Source organism: Ureibacillus thermosphaericus (assembly GCF_012396605.1).
Lineage (GTDB): Bacteria > Bacillota > Bacilli > Bacillales_A > Planococcaceae > Ureibacillus > Ureibacillus thermosphaericus.
In genome coordinates this window covers 57185-77618 of record NZ_JAAXPW010000009.1, presented here as the reverse complement: position 1 = coordinate 77618, position 20434 = coordinate 57185, and the positions used below count along the sequence as shown (strand labels likewise).

Here is a 20434-nt window from a genome sequence, read left to right as displayed (position 1 = left end):
GTGTATCGTTCATTTTATCTAGCACATCTGATTCACTAATGACTTGAATCATGCGTGAATAAGAGCTTTCAGATGGTACGACATCAGACACAAGGAATCCACAGTCGAAACGAAATAAAGGATCATGGACCAAACGTTTGACTAAATCCTTCATTGTTGGAATTCGTTCGACAATACGAATAATCAGCGATTGAATCATTGCACCATAATTCAATTCACGTGGTGCACCTTTCAATGTCTTTTTAGAAAACAATTGAAAAATAGGTTGAATGTCAATCACACTAAAAATGGCATCATAACGATGGGAACTTTCCATTTCTAATAATTGATGGATGTCAAAAAGAGAAATTTGTTTTACAATAGTCATAGGGTACTCACCTCTTTCGTATGGTTTGTTTGGTTACTTACCATTATAACGAAATTTGGGGAGGTACCCATTTTTTATTGTCTTGAATCCCTTGAAAATCAAGGGGTGAGAATTATGAAATTAACTCAAGTAGAAGACAAAAATAATTTCGCTATAGATGAAATTGATTTGGAGGGATGGCTTTGGCTCGAGAATATGATTTAGTCATTATTGGTGGAGGAACTGGGGGATACGTTGCAGCAATAAAAGCAGCGCAATTAGGTTTAAAGACTGCCATCGTTGAAAAAGAAAAATTAGGTGGTACTTGCCTTCATAGAGGGTGCATTCCAACGAAAACATTCTTACGAAGTGCGGAAATGTATCGTGATGCTAGTAATGCAAAAGAATATGGAATCCAAATTTCAAACATTCAATTTAATCTTCAACAATTACAAGAACGAAAAAAAAGTGTAATTGAACAGTTACATCAAGGTATCAAAGGGTTAATGAAAAAAGGAAAAATTGATTGCTATTACGGAACTGCAAGACTTTTAGGACCATCCATATTTTCTCCAATGGCAGGGGGAACGGTATCAGTTGAGATGAATGATGGGTCTGAAAATGAAATGCTGTTGCCTAAAAATATCATCATCGCAACTGGAGCCAAGCCACGTCCATTTAACGGAATTGAATATGATGGGACAATGATTTTAAATTCCGATCAAATATTGGAAATGGAAGAGCTTCCAGCATCCATGATTATAATCGGTGGCGGTGTAATTGGCATTGAATGGGCTTCTTGTTTAAGCGATTTTGGCGTGAAAGTAACAATTTTAGAATATGCAGATCGCATTTTGCCAAATGAAGATATAGCCATATCAAAAGAAATGGAAAAACAGCTTATAAAACGCGGTATTAACATCGTGACGAAAGCCGAAATCTCCCCTTCATCCATCGTAAAAGGTGATAATTCGGTAACAATTAACGCAAACGTGAACGGTGAAGAAAAGAAATTTGAAGCGGAGAAAATGTTAATTTCAATAGGCCGCATTGGAAATATTGAAAATTTAGGGTTGGAAAATACTGAGATTGAAACGGATTCTTCCTTTATCAAAGTAAATGATGTTTACCAAACGAAAGAAAAACATATATACGCTATAGGAGATTGCATTGGTGGTGTTCAGCTTGCCCATGTGGCCTCTCACGAAGGGATTATTGCGGTGGAACATATTGCATCCGGAAAGAAAAAAGCAATTAATTACCGAAACATTCCAAGATGCGTATATTCATTCCCAGAGGTTGCAAGCATTGGGTTAACTGAAGATGAGGCAAAATCGTTAAATTACGATGTGAAAATAGGAACCTTTCCATTTAAGGGAATTGGAAAAGCAGTGGTATATGGTGAAACAGAAGGTTTTGTTAAAGTCATAGCAGATCGAGAAACAGATGATTTACTCGGTGTGCATATGATTGGTCCGCATGTAACGAATTTAATTTCAGAAGCTGCATTAGGATTAACTTTAGATGCAACACCTTGGGAAATCGGCGAAACCATCCATCCGCATCCATCATTAAGCGAAATTTTAAATGAAGCTGCTTTAGCGGTTGATGGAAAAGCGATTCATATATGATGAGAACTGTTTTGTGAAAGGGGAGTGTATCAATGTCCGACTTACATCATGCACAATTAGGCTTATCAGACAACGATGTGTTACAAATGTATGAAACAATGCTTTTAGCTCGTAGACTTGATGAACGTATGTGGTTACTAAACCGAGCTGGGAAAATTCCATTCGTTATTTCTTGTCAAGGCCATGAAGCTGCTCAAGTAGGGGCTGCCTTTGCGTTAAATCCAACAAGGGATTATATTGCACCATATTACCGTGATATGGGAGTTGTGTTGCATTTTGGGATGACACCAAGGGATTTAATGTTGTCTGCGTTTGCGAAAGCAGAAGATCCAAACTCCGGTGGTAGACAAATGCCTGGACATTTTGGTTATAAAAAGAATCGAATCTTAACTGGATCATCTCCAGTAGCAACTCAAGTACCACATGCTGTAGGAGTTGCTTTAGCAGGAAAATTACAAAACAAAGAATTAGTTTCTTTTGTAACATTGGGAGAAGGTTCCACAAACCAAGGTGACTTCCATGAAGGAGCAAACTTTGCTGGCGTTCATAAATTGCCAGTTATCATCATGGTAGAGAACAATAAATATGCCATCTCTGTACCAGTTGAAAAACAATTGGGCGGTCGCGTGGCTGACAGAGCTATTGGATATGGAATGCACGGTGCTTCCGTTGATGGCAAAAATCCTTTAGCTGTTTATAAAGTGATGAAAGAAGCCGTTGATCGTGCACTTAGAGGTGAAGGTCCGAGCTTAATCGAAGCAGTAACTTATCGATTAACGAGCCACTCTTCCGATGATGATGACAAATATCGTTCTAGGGAGGAAGTAGCAGAAGGGAAAGCAAACGATCCGTTGCTGTTATTTGGTAACTACTTAATCGATACAAATGTCGCAACGAAAGAAACTCTAGAAGAAATAAATGACAAAGTGATGGCAATTGTGAATGATGCGACAGATTATGCAGAAAAAGCACCTTATGCTCCCCCAGAACATGCGTTGAAATATGTTTATTGGGAAGGGGATGAATAAGATGGCGGTAATGTCTTTTATTGAAGCGATTAATTTGGCGATGAAAGAAGAAATGGAAAGAGATGAAAACGTTTTTATTTTAGGAGAAGACGTTGGTAAAAAAGGTGGAGTATTTAAAGCTACTCAAGGATTGTATGAACAATTTGGTGAATGGCGCGTTTTAGATACGCCTCTAGCAGAAAGCGCAATTGCCGGTGTAGCCATTGGAGCTGCAATGGTAGGAATGCGTCCAATCGCTGAAATGCAATTCGCAGATTTCATTTTGCCGGCTGTTAACCAAATTGTCTCTGAAGCAGCCAAGATCCGATATCGTTCAAATAATGATTGGAGCTGTCCGCTTGTTGTTCGTGCTCCATATGGTGGTGGTATCCACGGTGCGTTATATCATTCCCAATCTGTGGAAGCACTATTTGCCAATACACCAGGGTTAAAAATTGTCATCCCTTCCACTCCATATGATGCAAAAGGATTACTAAAAGCAAGTATTCGGGATGAAGATCCAGTTTTATTCTTTGAACATAAACGGGCATATCGATTAATCAAGGGAGAAGTGCCGCTTGATGATTACGTGTTGCCAATCGGTAAAGCAGACGTAAAAAGAGAAGGGGACGACATTACTGTTATTACTTATGGACTTTGTGTCAATTATGCCCTTCAAGCAGCTGAGCGCCTTCATGACGACGGAATAGAAGCGCACATTTTAGATTTACGTACGGTATATCCACTGGATAAAGAAGCAATCATTGAAGCCGCAAGCCGTACTGGAAAAGTACTTCTCGTTACGGAAGATAATAAAGAAGGTAGCATCATGAGCGAAGTTGCAGCCATCATTTCCGAAAACTGCTTATTTGACTTGGATGCACCAATCATGAGATTAGCGGGTCCGGATGTTCCAGCTATGCCATATGCACCAACGATGGAAAGATTTTTCATGATCAATCCTGAAAAAATTGAACGGGCTATGCGGGAATTAGCCGCTTTTTAAGGGGGATACGTATGTCAGTTGAAAAAATTATCATGCCTCAATTAGGAGAAAGTGTTACAGAAGGAACAATTGAAAAATGGCTTGTTAAACCTGGAGATCATGTAAATAAATACGATCCTATAGCGGAAGTTTTAACGGATAAAGTAAATGCGGAAGTACCTTCATCCTACACGGGCATTATCAAGGAATTAATTGGTAAAGAAGGCGAGACGTATCCGGTAGGAACGGTGATTTGTACGATTGAAGTAGTTGAGGAAAAAGAATCATCAAATATAAGTGAAGCCATTCGCAATGCGACGAAAGAACCTGTGAAAGTAAAAGTGAATGAACCAAATTATGGGGAAAACATTCCAAAACAAAAAAATCGATATTCTCCAGCTGTATTGAGATTAGCGAGCGAACACAATATAGACTTAGAACAGGTAACTGGTACAGGATTAAATGGTCGCATTACGCGTAAAGACGTTCTAAACTTTATTGAGTCAATGAAGGATGGAAACGTACCGTCCGTTGAACGACAAGTACAAGAGCCTGTTCAAACTCAAGAAACAAGTCCGTCGCCATCACCAGTACAACCAAAACCAATTCACATTGAGAAACAAGCAGGTGATGTGGAAATTCCAGTATCCGGCCTTCGTCGTACAATCGCTAACAATATGGTGAGAAGTAAGCATGAAATTCCACATGCTTGGTTGATGATGGAAGTAGATGTAACAAATCTTGTACAATATCGTGATTCCATTAAAAAACAATTTAAAGAAAAAGAAGGATTCAACATCACATATTTTGCATTCTTTGTCAACGCTGTTGCTCAAGCATTAAAAGAGTATCCAATGCTTAACTCTGTTTGGGCTGGAGATAAAATTATTCAGAAGAAAGATATTAACATTTCAATTGCTGTTGCGACAGACGATGCCCTATTTGTTCCGGTAATCAAAAATGCAGATGACAAATCCATTAAAGGGATTGCAAAAGAAATTAATGAATTGTCTCAAAGTGTTCGAAGCGGAAAATTAAAGAGTGATCAAATACAAGGTGGAACATTTACTGTAAATAATACGGGCTCATTCGGTTCTGTACAATCAATGGGTATTATCAATTACCCTCAAGCGGCGATCTTACAAGTGGAATCCATTGTAAAAAGACCAGTCGTTATTAATAATATGATTGCAATTCGCGATATGGTGAATTTATGCTTGTCAATTGACCATCGAATTTTAGACGGTTACATTTGTGGGAAATTTCTAAATAGAGTAAAAGATATTCTCGAAAATACAAATTATTATGAAAAGAATATTTATTAAAAGTGCTAGAAAGCCTTGTAAATCAAGGCTTTCTTTAATTTTTATACTTTATTGGTAGCGGTTTCTAATGTATTATAAATATTATAAAAATTTATAATTTGATGAAAAGGGGGAAGCTGTTTAGCGAAGTCTATGTCAAACAACATGCATGAGATCGATTTTCCATCCGCAAGTTATGAAGAGTGGAAAGAAACAGCTATAAAATCTTTAAAGGGGAAGCCATTTGAATCACTCTTTACTAAAACAATTGAAGGGGTTACAATACAACCGTTATATACACAACAAATGTTGGTGGAAAAATTAGGGGACCAATTAGAAAAACAAGTAAACACGATTCGTGCGCTAAATTCTACAAAATCTGTTCAAGCTGCCCAAACAATTTATGCTGAAAATACAAAAGAATTCTTTGATAAAATAAAAGATAGTGTTAATCGCGGTAATGGTTACATTACAATCGATAGTAGAATCCTTGAATGGGACGAAGAGGCTTTAACTCAATTAGCTAATTACTTAATTGAGTATCCATTTAAATTAATCGTACACGAAAACAAGATTTTAAATGTATTTTCAAAAATTCAAGAATCTGATCGTGTAAAAGTTAGAGGATTTGTTCTTACAAAAGAAGCAATTACGCTTGATGATTTTCCGATGGTTCGGACTTTTGCGGCAAATACAGTTCCTTATCATAACGATGGTGCACATATTGTACAAGAACTTGCTCTTGCGCTAGCTCAAGCGGCAAAATATGCCGAGAAGTCTGAATCCTTTGAATCCTTTGCAAATAAATTTTTCGTAAATTTTGCAATTGATACTTATTTTTTCCAAGAAATTGCAAAATTGCGTGCCTTTAAAGTTTTATGGAAAGCCTTTGCAACGGCATACAATGCGGAAGCAGTTCCAGTTCCAGTATTGGTGGAAACATCATTACGCAGTTTCTCTAAATACGATATTTACGTAAATTTACTCCGTGCTGGTAATGAAGCCTTTGCTGCGTTAATCGGAGGAGCAGATGCCATTACTGTTCACCCATACGATGTATTAACAAAACCGACTGAACAATCCGTTCGTATTGCACGAAATGTCGTGTTAGTGTTAAAAGAAGAATCATTTGTTGATGATGTTCTTGACCCTGCAGGCGGTTCATATTTCATAGAAACTTTAACGGCAGAATATGTAGAAAAAGCTTGGGAATTATTCCTTCAAATTCAAGAAGCAGGTGGCATTGACGAATTCGAAAAATCCGGAAAATTACAATCAGCTATTGAAGAAGTATATAAAGAGCGTATTCGTCAAGTAGAAACGAGAAAACATTCGTTAATTGGTACAAACATTTATGCGAATCCAGCTGATCTGCTGCAAACAGAAACAAATCCGTTATATAAAGATATTAAGCGTTTAGCAATTCCATTTGAAATGCTTCGAGAGCAATACAGTCAAGTAAATCCAAAAATCGGCATTCTCACTTACGGAAAATTAAAAGACTTTAAACCTCGAGCGGACTTTGTAGAAGGATTTTTCGCAACAGCTGGTGTTGTACCTGTAGAATCCGGTGAAATTGAATCGATTGAAGAGGCAAAAAATTGGTTACAGCAAACGGATGCTGATTATGTAGTGATTGCTGCTACAAATGATCAAACAAAAGAAATCGTACCAGTTTTATTAGAAAGTAGAAAAGAAGGCTTAATTTTAGATGTTGCAGGGAAATTCCCAGAAGAAGAAACAGACTGGTTATCTCAAGGTTTAAACGGATTTATTTTTGCAGGTCAAAATATTGTGGAAAAGCTCACTGCGCTTCTTGAAAGCTTGAAGGGGGTACAACAACAATGAAACCAAACTTTCATTCTGTAAATATACAAGATGTAATAAAAAGTGAACAAATTCAACCATCTCATACATTTAAAACAAATGAAGGAATTGAAGTAAAAGAATTTTATAAGAATGAAGATATAAAAGACGTAAAACATTTACAAGACTTCCCAGGAATCGCACCAAATACCCGTGGGCCATATCCAACAATGTATGTAGCGCGTCCATGGACTGTTCGCCAATATGCAGGTTTTTCAACGGCAGAAGAATCGAATGCATTTTATCGCAGAAATTTAGCAATGGGTCAAAAAGGTTTATCGGTTGCCTTTGATTTGCCTACACACCGTGGTTATGACTCCGACCATCCACGTGTTAAAGGAGATGTGGGAAAAGCGGGCGTTGCCATTGACTCTGTGGAAGATATGAAAATTTTGTTTGATGGCATTCCTCTTGACCAAATGTCCGTTTCTATGACGATGAACGGGGCCGTTATTCCAATCATGGCCTTCTACATTGTAGCGGCTGAGGAGCAGGGAGTAACGCCGGAAAAACTTGCTGGTACAATCCAAAACGATATTTTGAAAGAGTATATGGTGCGTAATACGTACATATATCCTCCAGAAATGTCTATGAAAATTATTGCTGACATTTTTGAATATACAAGTAAATACATGCCTAAGTTCAACTCTATTTCCATTTCCGGCTATCACATTCAAGAAGCTGGTGCAACGGCGGACATTGAATTAGCATATACGTTAGCAGATGGATTGGAATATGTACGAACAGGACTTAAAGCTGGCATCGACATTGACTCCTTCGCTCCACGATTGTCCTTCTTCTGGGGCATTGGTATGAACTACTTTATGGAAGTAGCAAAAATGCGTGCAGCTAGAAGAATTTGGGCACAAATGATGAGCACATTCAATCCAAAAAATCCGAAAAGTTTGGCTTTACGTACACACTCCCAAACTTCTGGATGGTCGTTAACAGAACAAGATCCATTCAACAACGTAACTCGTACGTTAATTGAAGCAAATGCTGCTGCGATGGGTCATACGCAAAGTTTACACACGAATGCTTTGGATGAAGCGATTGCGCTTCCAACAGACTTCTCAGCTCGCATTGCACGTAATACGCAATTATTCTTACAAGAAGAAACGCTTATGACAAAAGTCATCGATCCATGGGGCGGATCTTATTATGTGGAAAAATTAACAGATGAATTAACGAAAAAAGCTTGGGAGTTAATTAAAGAAATTGAAGAGCTGGGTGGAATGGCTAAGGCGATTGAAACAGGTCTTCCAAAAATGAAAGTAGAAGAATCAGCTGCAAGACGCCAAGCAAAAATTGACTCTAAAGTGGAAACGATTGTTGGCGTAAATAAATACAAATTAGACGTTGAAGAACCAATTGATATTTTAGATATTGATAATACGCTAGTTCGTCAAAAACAAATTGAAAGACTTGAAAAAATGAAAGCAGAAAGAAATGAAGAAGAAGTGCAAAGACATCTTGAACGTTTAACGAAAGCTGCAGAAACAGGAGAAGAAAATATGCTTGCTGTTGCAGTTGACGCTGCTCGTGCTCGCGCGACACTTGGTGAGATTTCCGATGCCATTGAAAAAGTTTGCGGACGCCATAAAGCAGTTATCCGTTCAATTTCAGGTGTTTATTCATCTAACTTCTCCGATAATGAATTAATTGAAGAAGTAAAACAAATCACAGATGAATTCCTAGAAAATGAAGGTCGTCGCCCGCGTATTTTAATTGCGAAAATGGGACAAGACGGACATGACCGCGGTGCAAAAGTCGTTGCTACTGGTTATGCTGATCTTGGGTTTGACGTAGATATTTCACCGCTATTCTTAACACCGCAAGAAGCGGCACAAATGGCAGTGGAAAACGACGTGCACTGTGTAGGTGTATCTTCTTTAGCAGCAGGCCATAAAACGTTAGTACCTGAATTAATTGAAGAATTAGAAAAATTAGGTAGAGGAGATATTATCGTTGTCGTTGGCGGTGTAATCCCTGCTCAAGATTACCAATTCCTATACGATAAGGGTGTATCTGCAATCTTTGGACCAGGTACAGTAATCCCAGTTGCAGCGATTAAAATTATTGAAGAAATCTATCGTCGATTAGGTTATGAGGAAGTGTCTGAATGATGGACGAAAAAAACGCAGAAGAGACTGCACTACATGTCATGAAAGGCATTGAAAGCAAACACGATGGAATGACATATGTTGCGCCAAAAAAATTTCGAAAAAAGCGGCAACAACAAGTTGATATAAAGCAATTAGCGAGTGAAGTGCGCGGAGGAAAGCGCACTTCGCTTTCAAAAGCAATTACTTTAATTGAAAGTTCCAATCATGAACATAAGGTGCTGGCTCAAAATTTATTGCAAGAATTATTACCTTTTACAGGAAACAGTATTCGGATTGGAATAACGGGGGTTCCCGGAGCAGGTAAGAGCACTTTTATTGAAGCGTTTGGTACAATGCTTTGCGAGATGGGGAAAAAAGTTGCCGTTCTTGCAATAGACCCTAGTTCTACCATTTCCGGCGGCAGCGTTTTAGGGGATAAAACACGAATGGAACATTTAAGCCGTCATCAAAACGCATTTGTACGTCCTTCACCAAGTGCCGGTACCTTAGGCGGTGTTCATAAAAAAACGCGGGAAACGATGCTTCTTTGTGAAGCAGCTGGATACGATATTATTCTAATTGAGACTGTCGGAGTAGGGCAAAGTGAGACGTATGTGCGTGGTATGGTTGACTTTTTCCTTCTTCTCGTCTTAACAGGCGCAGGTGATGAATTACAAGGCTTGAAAAAAGGCATTATGGAATTGGCAGATGGTATTGTTGTCCATAAAGCTGATGGAGACAATGTAAAAAAAGCGAAAAAAACCGTTCAAGAATATAGGAAAATCCTGCATTTCTTACAACCGTCAACTCCCGGTTGGGAATCAAAAACTGTTCCTGTTTCATCCTATGAAAAAACAGGATTGGAAGATGTTTGGGAAATGATTTTATCGTTTGAAAAACAAATGAAAGAATCCAGCTACTGGTTCACAAGAAGAAGGGAACAAACAAGTGATTGGTTCCATTCAATGATTACCGACCATCTAATTGATTCATTTTTTGGTAATAAAGAAAACAAAGAATTAGTGAAAAAGCTGGAAGAAGAAATATTGCAAGGAAAATTAACCGTAACGCAAGGTATACACAAATTGTTCCCCAATCAGTAGCTGCGTTTAGGTTGTAATCCATGTATAAAACCATTTCAGAGAATCCTTTTGAAGTATTTGCAATTAACTTTTCCTTCTTCTATGTTAAAATTAATACTTGAAAGGAGATTGAAATGTATGAGTATGGATTACGATTTATTTATGCAAGAAATTATTACCACTGCACGAGCTGAAATGGAGAATGCTGGATATGAGCAATTAAGAACTCCAGAAGATGTAGAAAAGGCCTTTGCACGTCCTGGAACTACTCTTGTCATGATTAATTCTGTATGCGGCTGTGCAGGAGGTATTGCGCGACCTGCAGCGGCAAGTGCAATTCATTATGATAAACGTCCAGATCATCTAGTAACGGTTTTTGCTGGACAAGATAAAGAAGCAACGGCTGCTGCTCGTGCGCATTTTGGAGACGAACATATTCCTTCATCACCAGCTTTTGTTTTACTGAAGGACGGAAAAGTTGTCGCTGATATAGGACGTCATGAAATAGAAGGACACGATGTAATGTCAGTTATTACAAATTTACAAGCCAATTTTGAAGAATATTGCGATGAAGTATAATTAAACCAAAAATAGAATCCGCATACTCGTATCAATCAAGTATTGCGGATTCTAACTTATTCATTTCATGAATAGAGAAATTGCTTACTATATTTTCAGAAATCATTTAATTTTATTTCTATAACAAATTTTTTTAATTGTTTCTGTTGTGGTACAGTGTTATTGGTTGATATACATTTTTTCAAAATAAAAAAGCGATTACATATCTTGTAACCGCTGCAAAGAATGTTAGAAGAATGATAAACCGAATGCTAATGTTGAAAGTAACATGATTGCAATCATCGCGTAGACTATAATTTTTTGAAATTTTTTGTTGCTCATATTCTCGCTCTCTCCTTTTTTTCATAGGATTAGTTTATCAAATCTGAAAAATTTCTCAAGTACGTAGCGGAAATTTCGTAATTTCGCTACAATAGATTATGTACTATAACAGAAGGGGTGGCATGATGGAAAAAGTCGATCATATTGGAATCGCAGTAAAAAACCTAGACGATTCAGTAAAATATTATACTGAAGTTTTAGGTTTAAAATTAGAAAGAATTGAAGAGGTTCCATCGCAAAATGTACGAGTAGCATTTATCGATGCTGGGAATGTACATATTGAATTATTACAACCCTTAAGTGAAGAAGGGGCGATTTATAACCATATACAAAAACGTGGAGAAGGAATTCAACATATTTGTTTTAGCGTAGATAATATTCGAGAAAAAATGGCTGAATTAAAAGAAAAGGGAGTTCGCCTTCTGTCTGAAGAGCCTATACCTGCAGCTGGGGGAGCTGAAGCATGCTTTATTCATCCAAAAGATAGTTTTGGAGTTTTATATGAACTATATGAAAAAAAGTGATAAAGGGGTTAAGAAATCATGGATATGTTAGATAAAATCGATGAAATGTATGACCGAAAAAGAGAGATTTATTTAGGCGGTGGGGACAAGCGCATTGAAAAGCAACATGAAAAAGGTAAGCTAACAGCTCGTGAACGTATTGATCTATTACTGGATGAAGGCACTTTCGTTGAAATAAATCCATTTATAAAACATAGAGTAACAGATTTCGGCATGGGTGAACAAAATGGCCCTGGTGACGGTGTTGTAACTGGATACGGTAAAGTGAATGGCCGTCCTGTTTATTTATTTGCTCAAGATTTCACAGTATTCGGTGGTGCATTAGGAGAAATGCACGCGAAAAAAATTGCTGCAGTGATGGATTTGGCTGCAAAAAATGGAGCGCCATTCATCGGTATCAACGACTCTGGAGGTGCCCGTATTCAAGAAGGAGTATTATCATTAGACGGTTATGGCCACATCTTCTATCGCAACTCGATTTATTCTGGGGTTATTCCACAAATTTCTGTGATTATGGGTCCATGTGCTGGCGGTGCTGTATATTCTCCAGCAATTACAGACTTTATTTTAATGGTGGATAAAACATCCCAAATGTTCATTACTGGTCCGAAAGTAATTGAAGCGGTTACAGGAGAAAAAATTTCATCAGAAGATTTAGGCGGTTCAAAAGTGCATAACACAATTAGCGGTAACGCTCATTTCCGCGCCCCTTCTGAAGAAGAAGCGATTGAACAAATTAAGAGATTATTAAGCTATTTACCACAAAGTAATAAAGAAAAAGCACCAAAATTACCACGCCCTGAAGGAGACGATTGGCGTCCTGAATTAATTGACGTTGTTCCAATTGAACCTACACGTCCTTACGATGTTCGTAAAGTCATTGAACAAGTGGTGGATGAAGGTTCCTTCATGGAAGTGCATTCTGAATTTGCGAAAAACATTGTTGTAGGATTTGCTCGTATTGCTGGACAATCTGTTGGATTAGTTTGTAACCAACCAAAGGCCTTAGCAGGTGGTCTTGATATTGACTCATCCGATAAAGCTGCCCGTTTCATTCGCACTTGTGATGCATTCAATATTCCAATCATTACATTTGAAGACGTATCAGGATTCTTCCCTGGCGTTAAACAGGAACATGGCGGTATCATTCGTCACGGTGCTAAAATCTTATATGCTTATTCTGAAGCAACCGTTCCAAAAATTACAGTCATTTTACGAAAAGCATATGGTGGAGCATACGTTGCGCTAAATTCAAAAGCCATTGGTGCAGATTTAGTATTCGCTTGGCCAAATGCAGAGATAGCCGTAATGGGTGCTGCTGGTGCTGCTAACATCATCTTTGCGAACGAAATTGCAAATTCAGAAGATCCGGAAGCTACACGCCAAGCAAAAATTGAGGAATATAAAGAAAAATTTGCTAATCCATATGTTGCTGCTTCACTTGGAATGGTTGATGATGTAATCGATCCAAGAGAAACTCGCATTAAGTTAATTCAAGGATTAGAAATGCTTGAAAATAAAGAAGAATCAAGACCTAAGAAAAAACACGGAAATATTCCGCTATAATTGTGAAAGTTTCCAATTACGTACCATTAGAAGCACAAGCTAATCCCAGTTTGTACTTCGATTTTTCCAAAAATTCAAATTGGTTCTAACAATATTTCATATCAAAAGGTAATGAATATTATATGAATTTAGTAATTATTTTGTCTTATTTATAGAAAGATATAGAAATTTTTCAAACAATATGCTACAATTCAACTAAATTTCAACAACTGAATAATCTATACGGTGCTAATGAAAATTAGCTTAAAAGGGAAACTAGTGAGAATCTAGTGCGGTCCCGCCACTGTGAAGAGGAGCTCAAAATCAAATGCCACTGTGCAAACGGGAAGGCGATTTTGTAGCGATGACTCTAAGCCAGGAGACCTGCCGTATGGAGTGGATGGTAGTGTCCTACGAGGATAGGTACACGAATAGGCATGATTGGATTATTATGTCTTATTGTGGGACACTGCTAGTTTGGCAGTGTTTTTTTATTTTCAAATTTTCATTTTAGGAGGAATTTTATGAAAGTCTCAATCAAAATACTTTACTTTCTAGCAGTATTATTAATCATTCCTAATACAGCTTTTGCTATGCATATCATGGAAGGTTTTTTACCAATCAAGTGGGCAATATTTTGGTGGCTCCTTACATTCCCTTTTTTAATCATTGGATTAAAGAAAATGAGTAGTTTAGTAAAGAGAAATGCTGAGACGAAGTTATTACTAGGTTTATCGGGTGCATTCACTTTTGTATTATCCGCATTAAAAATTCCTTCGGTTACTGGAAGTTGTTCTCATCCTACGGGTGTTGGGTTAGGAACCGTATTATTTGGACCATTTGTAATGAGTGTTTTAGGTACCATCGTGTTATTATTCCAATCATTATTATTAGCCCATGGAGGTTTAACAACGCTTGGCGCCAATGCGTTTTCGATGGCGATTGCTGGACCTTTTATCGCCTATGGAGTATTTAAAGGCTTCAATAGGATCGGTTTGCCCTTTACTCTAGCAGTTTTCTCAGCAGCAACATTGGCAGATTTAGGTACATATGTCATTACATCTATTCAACTTGCACTAGCCTTTCCATCTGAAGTTGGTGGAATTTTCGCTTCATTTGTAAAGTTTGCTGGCGTATTCGCTGTTACACAGGTACCATTAGCAATTATTGAAGGATTGATTTCAGTAATGGTGATGAATTTCTTATTGAAATACAACGAAAGAGAATTAAAGTTACTTCAAGTACTAAAGAAACCTCAGGAGGTGAAGTAAGATGTTAAAAAAGAATATGCTTTTATTAATTTTGATCATTTTTTTAATGATTGTCCCGCTGATTTTTAACGGAGATGCAGAATATGGTGGTGCAGACGGAGAAGCGGAAGAATTAATTACAGCACTGAACCAATCCTATGAACCATGGTTTTCAAGTATTTGGGAGCCTCCTAGTGGTGAAATAGAAAGTTTATTATTCGTACTACAAGGAGCAATCGGTGCAGGGTTCATTGGTTACTTTATAGGATATATGCGAGGCCGGAATAGGGGCGGAAATGCAGAGATACAGAAATGAGAATGTTAGAATATTTCGCTTATCAATCACCTTTAAGAAATAAACACCCAATCGAAAAAATGGGATTTGCTCTTATTCCATTAATATTGAATATCGTATTTCAAAATGTTCTTACATCCATATTCATATTTTGCATCATGACAGTTATTACTTTAATAATCGGAAAAGTTCCGATTCGTCTATATTTGAAGTTATTGCTTATTCCAGTGGTATTTCTAATTTCAAGTATACTAGTCATTTTACTCAATTTTTCAACTAACCCTATAGAAGGTGCCATTTTTCAATCTATTATTGGTCCCGTCACGATTTCAATTTCGATAACGAGTGTTGAAATGGCATTGATGCTATTTGTTGTTGCTTTATCGAGTATTAGTTGTTTGTATTTTTTAATTTTATCTACGACGATTCAAGATTTTCTATATGGATTAAGGTGTTGTAAAGTACCAACTACTTTATTGGATTTAATTGCATTAATGTATCGATTTATATTTATATTTCTTGATTCCAGCAGGACAATCTATCTTGCACAAATAGCAAGGTTAGGTCACAGTTCTTTATTAAATTCTATCAAATCAATTGGACTTATAATCAGTGCTTTGTTTATTAAGGTATTTCAAGAAATGAAAGACTTAAATAATGCGATAAATGCAAGAAGTGTAGATGGATATTCAGCAGTCATTTCAAGAGAACTTCATTTTTCAACAAGTAGTTGGATATTTACGTTGTTAGTGAATTTGTTCATTATCGTCTTTTATTTCACCGTTGGGAGAGTTGGTTAAAATGAATACTCCTTTGTTTGAATTGAAAGAAGTTTCTTATACCTATGAAGATGGAACAGAAGCTTTACAAAAAATAAATTTACAAATTGATCAAGGAAAAAAAATTGCTTTGTTAGGTAGTAATGGAGCAGGGAAATCCACTTTAATATTGCATTTAAATGGTTTATTAAAACCAACCTCCGGAACAATTTATTTTAAAGGACAACCATTATCCTATTCAAAAAAAGAATTGTTAAATGTTAGACGCAAGGTTGGAATTGTTTTTCAAAATCCAGAAACCCAGTTGTTTAATGGAACTGTTTGGGATGATATTGCCTATGGGCCATTTAATTTACATCTAGCAGAACAGGAACGAAAGTCGTTGATAGAGAAAGCAATTAATCAAACAGACGTTGAATCATTATTAGATAAACCGATTCACTTTTTAAGTGTTGGGCAAAAAAAGCGAGTTTCCATCGCTGGAGTTCTTGCTATGGATCCTGAAGTCATCATATTAGATGAGCCGACTGCATCTTTAGATATTTATTACACAAGGAAAATACGAAAATTGTTAAACGAACTTCATTGTGACGGGAGAACACTCATTCTTTCTACTCATGATATTGACTTTGCTTATGAATGGGCTGACGAAGTCGTTGTGATGCATCATGGAGAAATGTTATATCACGGTGCTTTTTATCGTTTGTTTGAAGAAAACAAGGACATTGTGAAAAAAGCAAATTTAGAAACATCCATAATATTCGAAATTGCGCAAATGATGAAAATGCAAGGACTCATTTCAAAACTAGATGATGTACGTTCAAAAGAAAAAGTAATAGATGTTCTTCATGATTGTTTCATGAAGGCAAAGAATTAAAAGGGGTGATGAGTTTGAAGGGAAAGCTTTACATTGTCGGATTTGGTCCAGGTGATGCTAATCACATTACCTATCGTGCAGTTGAAGCAATCAAAGCTAGTGATACAATCATTGGCTATAAAACTTACGTCGAGCTAATTAAAGATTTATTAGATTCCAAACAACAAATTATTAGTACAGGGATGACAGAGGAAGTATCACGAGCACAAGCGGCAATAAAACTTGCTGAAGCGGGGCACCATGTGTCGGTCATTTCAAGTGGTGATTCAGGTGTATACGGTATGGCTGGTTTAATTTATGAAGTGCTCATTGAACAAGGGTGGAATAAAGAAACCGGGGTTGAAATTGAAGTTATTCCTGGCATTTCTGCAGTTCATTCTTGCGGTTCCCTTCTTGGAGCTCCAATAATGCATGATTCATGCACAATTAGTTTAAGCGACCATTTAACGCCATGGTCTATTATTGAAAAAAGACTGGAAGCAGCGGCAGCAGCAGATTTTGTAATTGCTTTATATAATCCTAAAAGCGGTAGGAGAACAAAACAAATTGTAGAGGCTAGGAGAATTTTATTAAAATACCGGTCACCGAATACGCCTGTTGGACTCGTAAAGAGTGCTTATCGTGAGAGACAAAATATTGTAATTACTACGCTAGAAAAAATGCTAGATTACGAGATTGGTATGCTCACAACGGTGATTATCGGAAATTCTTCCACTTTTGTGTATGATGACTTAATGATTACACCGAGAGGATACAAACGAAAATATACGCTTGATAGCGAGATTCAACCATTGAAACCTCATGAACGATTAAAAAAGGAAGCTGAACCTTGGTCTTTAGAAAATCTAGAGTCGAAAGAAAGTGAACTATTTAAACAAAAAACGCCATTTCAACTTGCATGTGAAGCAATTGCCATGCTAGATCAAAAGCAACATTTCGTTGTAGAACAGCCAAGCAATATGTCTATTTTTGAATTTGCGGTAAGCCCTGGAGTGGCAAACAAACGATTTACTCCGGAGCAATTTCAGCTGTTAGCAGAAATTGTGGGAAATGAAGGAAGGATGGACTATTCAAGGGATCATCAGTTACTCATAAGTATTCCAACCAATAATCCTAAAAAAATAGTAGAGCAAATATCAAACGTTGGATTGCTAGTGATGCCGGTTGGAAATGTCGTTACGGTAAAAGCTTGTGATTTTTGTGATGGTGAAAAAACCGAACCCATTCCATACGCGGAAGAACTTCAAAGACGATTTGGAGGAAAAGCCATGCCGAAAGAATTAAAGATCGGTATTAATGGATGCGGAATGGCTTGTTACAACGCAGTTATGGAAGATATCGGAATCGTTTACCGAAAAGGTAAGTTTGATGTGTTTTTAGGGGCAAAACCAGTTGGGCGTACGGCCCATCCTGGACAATTAATTGAAGAAGGACTAGAAGCGGATCAATTAGTTGATTTAATCGAAAAAATTATTGAGGAATATAAAGAACATGCTCATCCAAATGAAAGACTATTTAAATATTTTAAACGGAAAAAAGTGCTAGCAGGCTACGAATATCAAGATAATGAACCAAAATTGAATTTACAACCGATCCCTTGTGTAGATTAGGAGGAAGAAAATAATGACAAAAGCCATTTTGTTTGTAGGACATGGAAGTAAGTTAGAAGCAGGAAATAATGAAGTAAGGGAATTTGTGGAGCAATTATCCCCTTTAATAGATGCTAATTTATTAGTTGAGACTTGTTTTTTAGAATTTGCTGAACCTACCATTTCTCAAGGAATTGATTATTGTGTTGAAAAAGGTGCAACAGAAATATATGTAATTCCGATTATTTTACTACATGCAGGACATTCAAAAATTCATATTCCTGCTGAAATTGTAGAAGCACAAAATAAATATCCCCATGTGAAATTTACGTATGGTGAAGTTGTTGGAATTCACGAAGAAATACTTCAAATTTTACTAGAGCGTTTGCAAGAAATCGGTTTTGATACACAGGCAAAACATGAAGACACAGCGATTTTATTAATTGCTCGTGGTGGAAGCGATGAATACGCAAATGGTGATTTTTATAAGATTACAAGACTTTTATGGGAAAAACTAGATGTTCCAATAGTAGAAAGTGCTTTTATGGGAGTGACAGAACCATTAGTTGATGAGGGTATTGAACGTTGTATCAAACTCGGTGCGAAAAAAATAATTATGCTTCCATATTTTCTATTCACAGGCATTTTAATCGAACGAATGAAAAAATATTGTGAGCGTTTCAATGAACAATACCCGAACGTAAAAATAGAGATTGCACATTATTTTGGAAATCATCCACTTTTAAAATCAGTGATCATTGAGCGAATGGATCAAGCACTAAATGGACACTCAAAAGGTGTTAAGGACTTGGAGAATATTCAAAGGTTAAAGCAATTGGGACTCATTTCTCATCATCATCATGACCATGAACATCATCACCACCATCATGACCATGAACATCATCATCATGATGAAAAAACGGAAGTGAAACCATGATTCTGTTTTTAGCAGGTACAAGCGATGCACGAGAGTTAGCAATTTTGTTAAAAAAGGAAGGCTTCCCCCTAATAGCCACTGTAGTAACAGAATCTGCTGCAAAAAGACTTACTGATGAAGGAATGAATGTAAGAGTTGGTCGCTTAAATGAAGAAAAAATGTTTGAATTTTCAAAGAAAAATGGGGTGACTGCAATTGTTGATGCAAGTCATCCCTTTGCAGAAGAGGCGCATAAAACAGCGAAATCAGTAGCGGAACAATTAAAAATCCCATATATACGATACGAAAGAGAACAATCAAAGCTAGAACAAGACTCTATTATTTATGTTTCAACTTACGAAGAAGCAGCGGAACTCGCAGCAAAGAAAAAAGGAGTTGTCATGTTAACAACCGGCAGTAAAACATTAGAAATCTTTGCGAAAAAATTATTGCCACTAAATGATGTTCGCGTAATTTGCAGAATGCTTCCCCGAATCGATAATATGCAAAAATGCGAACAACTTGGCTTCCCTCAAAAAAATATTGTAGCAATGCAAGGACCTTTTACAAAAGAGTTAAATACTGCCTTATTTAAGCATTTCGGAGTGACACTCATGATAACAAAGGAAAGTGGAAAAGTTGGTGCTGTTGATGAAAAAGTAGAAGCTGCAAAAGAATTAGGGATTGAGACGATTGTGATTACAAGACCAAATATACAATTTGGCAATGAGTTTCACAAAATGGAGGAAGTTGTAGAATTCTTAAAAATACAAAGAAACGAGGGTGTGCTATGAATTTTAAACCGATTACGGTAGAACCGAATAAAATTTATGATTATAGTTTTGCCATTATTGAAGAAGAGATGGGTGAACATCATTTTTCTGAATTGGAATGGCAAGTCGTGCGTCGAATTATTCATGCTTCAGCAGATTTTGAATTAGGAAGGAGTGTTGTATTTTCTCCTGGTGCAGTTGAAGCAGGCATCAAAGCAATTCGAGAAGGAAAACATGTGATTGCCGATGTTCAAATGATTGTCAGCGGCTCAGGAAGGAAACGATTTCAAAAATATGGCGGAGATTTGCATTGCTATATCGGTGACGAAGATGTGGCACAAGAAGCAAAAAAAGAAGGAGTTACACGGGCAATTATGTCCATGAGGAAAGCTATCCGTGAACATGTAGGAGGAATTTATGCGATTGGTAATGCTCCTACAGCATTATTAGAGTTAATTCACCTTATCAATGAAGGCATCGCAAAACCCGACTTAATTATTGGGATGCCTGTCGGATTTGTTTCCGCAGCTGAGTCGAAAGAGGAACTTTTAAAACTAAAGGGAATACCTTATATCACAAATGTTGGTCGTAAAGGAGGTAGCACGGTAACCGTTGCCGCATTAAATGCTATTTCTATTTTAGCTGATCAGGTGTGAGGTA

At 37.1% G+C, this 20434-nt stretch carries 20 protein-coding genes and 1 riboswitch; of the genes, 18 read left to right on the top strand and 2 right to left on the bottom strand.

Going from position 1 to position 20434, the window contains the following annotated elements:
- On the bottom strand, nt 1–367 hold a 367-nt coding region (locus tag HF990_RS05890; RefSeq protein ID WP_168412205.1), incomplete at its 3' end, for a transposase.
- Between the two features lie 182 nt (nt 368–549).
- Here HF990_RS05890 and lpdA point away from each other — a divergent pair.
- The 8 genes from lpdA to HF990_RS05850 all read left to right on the top strand — a co-directional run bounded on the left by lpdA (nt 550) and on the right by HF990_RS05850 (nt 10905).
- Complete coding sequence (lpdA, locus tag HF990_RS05885) at nt 550–1977, top strand: dihydrolipoyl dehydrogenase (protein ID WP_016837764.1); 1428 nt, start codon at nt 550–552, stop codon at nt 1975–1977.
- A 32-nt stretch (nt 1978–2009) separates the two neighbouring features.
- Nucleotides 2010–3005 (top strand): thiamine pyrophosphate-dependent dehydrogenase E1 component subunit alpha, encoded by a 996-nt coding sequence (locus tag HF990_RS05880; protein ID WP_016837765.1) that lies wholly within the window; start codon nt 2010–2012, stop codon nt 3003–3005.
- 1 nt (nt 3006) lies between these two features.
- Nucleotides 3007–3990, top strand: coding sequence for an alpha-ketoacid dehydrogenase subunit beta (locus HF990_RS05875; RefSeq protein WP_016837766.1), 984 nt, complete (start codon nt 3007–3009; stop codon nt 3988–3990).
- A gap of 11 nt (nt 3991–4001) precedes the next feature.
- Nucleotides 4002–5294, top strand: coding sequence for a dihydrolipoamide acetyltransferase family protein (locus tag HF990_RS05870; RefSeq protein ID WP_016837767.1), 1293 nt, complete (start codon nt 4002–4004; stop codon nt 5292–5294).
- 132 nt (nt 5295–5426) lie between these two features.
- Nucleotides 5427–7121 carry a methylmalonyl-CoA mutase family protein gene (locus tag HF990_RS05865; protein ID WP_168412204.1) on the top strand — a complete coding sequence of 565 codons (1695 nt, stop codon included), beginning with the start codon at nt 5427–5429 and terminating at the stop codon, nt 7119–7121.
- Nucleotides 7118–9265 carry a methylmalonyl-CoA mutase gene (gene scpA / locus HF990_RS05860; protein ID WP_168412203.1) on the top strand — a complete coding sequence of 716 codons (2148 nt, stop codon included), beginning with the start codon at nt 7118–7120 and terminating at the stop codon, nt 9263–9265. The genes HF990_RS05865 and scpA overlap by 4 nt, the downstream gene beginning before the upstream one ends.
- The gene (gene meaB, locus HF990_RS05855; protein ID WP_016837770.1) at nt 9262–10347 is read left to right on the top strand and encodes a methylmalonyl Co-A mutase-associated GTPase MeaB; all 1086 of its coding nucleotides are present in this window, start codon (nt 9262–9264) and stop codon (nt 10345–10347) included. The genes scpA and meaB overlap by 4 nt, the downstream gene beginning before the upstream one ends.
- A 117-nt stretch (nt 10348–10464) precedes the next feature.
- A complete protein-coding gene (locus HF990_RS05850; protein WP_016837771.1) occupies nt 10465–10905 on the top strand; it encodes a BrxA/BrxB family bacilliredoxin in 441 nt (146 codons plus the stop codon).
- 228 nt (nt 10906–11133) lie between these two features.
- Here the strand turns inward: HF990_RS05850 and prli42 are convergent, their stop codons facing one another.
- On the bottom strand, nt 11134–11226 hold the full coding sequence (prli42, locus tag HF990_RS05845) for a stressosome-associated protein Prli42 (protein WP_016837772.1): 93 nt from the start codon (nt 11224–11226) through the stop codon (nt 11134–11136).
- 125 nt (nt 11227–11351) lie between these two features.
- On the opposite strand from prli42, the gene mce reads away from it, so the two are divergent.
- The 10 genes from mce (at nt 11352) to HF990_RS05795 (ending at nt 20430) form a co-directional block, all read left to right on the top strand.
- Nucleotides 11352–11750, top strand: coding sequence for a methylmalonyl-CoA epimerase (gene mce / locus HF990_RS05840; protein WP_016837773.1), 399 nt, complete (start codon nt 11352–11354; stop codon nt 11748–11750).
- 18 nt (nt 11751–11768) lie between these two features.
- Nucleotides 11769–13316: an acyl-CoA carboxylase subunit beta gene (locus HF990_RS05835; RefSeq protein WP_016837774.1), complete on the top strand. Its 1548-nt coding sequence runs from the start codon at nt 11769–11771 to the stop codon at nt 13314–13316.
- Nucleotides 13317–13522: 206 nt separating this feature from the next.
- A riboswitch (cobalamin riboswitch) is annotated at nt 13523–13701 on the top strand.
- A gap of 118 nt (nt 13702–13819) precedes the next feature.
- On the top strand, nt 13820–14566 hold the full coding sequence (locus tag HF990_RS05830; RefSeq protein WP_016837775.1) for an energy-coupling factor ABC transporter permease: 747 nt from the start codon (nt 13820–13822) through the stop codon (nt 14564–14566).
- 1 nt (nt 14567) lies between these two features.
- Nucleotides 14568–14861, top strand: a complete 294-nt coding sequence (locus HF990_RS05825; RefSeq protein ID WP_016837776.1) for an energy-coupling factor ABC transporter substrate-binding protein — start codon at nt 14568–14570, stop codon at nt 14859–14861.
- On the top strand, nt 14858–15640 hold the full coding sequence (gene cbiQ, locus HF990_RS05820; RefSeq protein WP_168412202.1) for a cobalt ECF transporter T component CbiQ: 783 nt from the start codon (nt 14858–14860) through the stop codon (nt 15638–15640). Before HF990_RS05825 ends, cbiQ begins: the two co-directional genes overlap by 4 nt.
- Nucleotide 15641: 1 nt before the next feature.
- On the top strand, nt 15642–16496 hold the full coding sequence (locus HF990_RS05815) for an energy-coupling factor ABC transporter ATP-binding protein (protein WP_168412201.1): 855 nt from the start codon (nt 15642–15644) through the stop codon (nt 16494–16496).
- Between the two features lie 8 nt (nt 16497–16504).
- A complete protein-coding gene (cobJ, locus tag HF990_RS05810) occupies nt 16505–18106 on the top strand; it encodes a precorrin-3B C(17)-methyltransferase (protein WP_168412200.1) in 1602 nt (533 codons plus the stop codon).
- Nucleotides 18107–18119: 13 nt separating this feature from the next.
- Nucleotides 18120–19022 carry a sirohydrochlorin chelatase gene (locus tag HF990_RS05805; RefSeq protein ID WP_016837780.1) on the top strand — a complete coding sequence of 301 codons (903 nt, stop codon included), beginning with the start codon at nt 18120–18122 and terminating at the stop codon, nt 19020–19022.
- Nucleotides 19019–19795 (top strand): precorrin-6A reductase, encoded by a 777-nt coding sequence (cobK, locus tag HF990_RS05800; protein ID WP_016837781.1) that lies wholly within the window; start codon nt 19019–19021, stop codon nt 19793–19795. Before HF990_RS05805 ends, cobK begins: the two co-directional genes overlap by 4 nt.
- Entirely contained in the window at nt 19792–20430 is a 639-nt protein-coding gene (locus HF990_RS05795) for a precorrin-8X methylmutase (RefSeq protein ID WP_168412199.1), read from the top strand. The genes cobK and HF990_RS05795 overlap by 4 nt, the downstream gene beginning before the upstream one ends.
- Nucleotides 20431–20434 lie beyond the last annotated feature (4 nt).

Coding starts and splice junctions, on each gene's coding strand:
- HF990_RS05880 (WP_016837765.1), top strand. CDS start 2,010: ATGTCCGACTTACATCATGCACAATTAGGCTTATCAGACAACGATGTG.
- HF990_RS05875 (WP_016837766.1), top strand. CDS start 3,007: ATGGCGGTAATGTCTTTTATTGAAGCGATTAATTTGGCGATGAAAGAA.
- HF990_RS05870 (WP_016837767.1), top strand. CDS start 4,002: ATGTCAGTTGAAAAAATTATCATGCCTCAATTAGGAGAAAGTGTTACA.
- HF990_RS05865 (WP_168412204.1), top strand. CDS start 5,427: ATGTCAAACAACATGCATGAGATCGATTTTCCATCCGCAAGTTATGAA.
- scpA (WP_168412203.1), top strand. CDS start 7,118: ATGAAACCAAACTTTCATTCTGTAAATATACAAGATGTAATAAAAAGT.
- meaB (WP_016837770.1), top strand. CDS start 9,262: ATGATGGACGAAAAAAACGCAGAAGAGACTGCACTACATGTCATGAAA.
- HF990_RS05850 (WP_016837771.1), top strand. CDS start 10,465: ATGAGTATGGATTACGATTTATTTATGCAAGAAATTATTACCACTGCA.
- prli42 (WP_016837772.1), bottom strand. CDS start 11,226: ATGAGCAACAAAAAATTTCAAAAAATTATAGTCTACGCGATGATTGCA.
- mce (WP_016837773.1), top strand. CDS start 11,352: ATGGAAAAAGTCGATCATATTGGAATCGCAGTAAAAAACCTAGACGAT.
- HF990_RS05835 (WP_016837774.1), top strand. CDS start 11,769: ATGGATATGTTAGATAAAATCGATGAAATGTATGACCGAAAAAGAGAG.
- HF990_RS05830 (WP_016837775.1), top strand. CDS start 13,820: ATGAAAGTCTCAATCAAAATACTTTACTTTCTAGCAGTATTATTAATC.
- HF990_RS05825 (WP_016837776.1), top strand. CDS start 14,568: ATGTTAAAAAAGAATATGCTTTTATTAATTTTGATCATTTTTTTAATG.
- cbiQ (WP_168412202.1), top strand. CDS start 14,858: ATGAGAATGTTAGAATATTTCGCTTATCAATCACCTTTAAGAAATAAA.
- HF990_RS05815 (WP_168412201.1), top strand. CDS start 15,642: ATGAATACTCCTTTGTTTGAATTGAAAGAAGTTTCTTATACCTATGAA.
- cobJ (WP_168412200.1), top strand. CDS start 16,505: ATGAGTTTGAAGGGAAAGCTTTACATTGTCGGATTTGGTCCAGGTGAT.
- HF990_RS05805 (WP_016837780.1), top strand. CDS start 18,120: ATGACAAAAGCCATTTTGTTTGTAGGACATGGAAGTAAGTTAGAAGCA.
- cobK (WP_016837781.1), top strand. CDS start 19,019: ATGATTCTGTTTTTAGCAGGTACAAGCGATGCACGAGAGTTAGCAATT.
- HF990_RS05795 (WP_168412199.1), top strand. CDS start 19,792: ATGAATTTTAAACCGATTACGGTAGAACCGAATAAAATTTATGATTAT.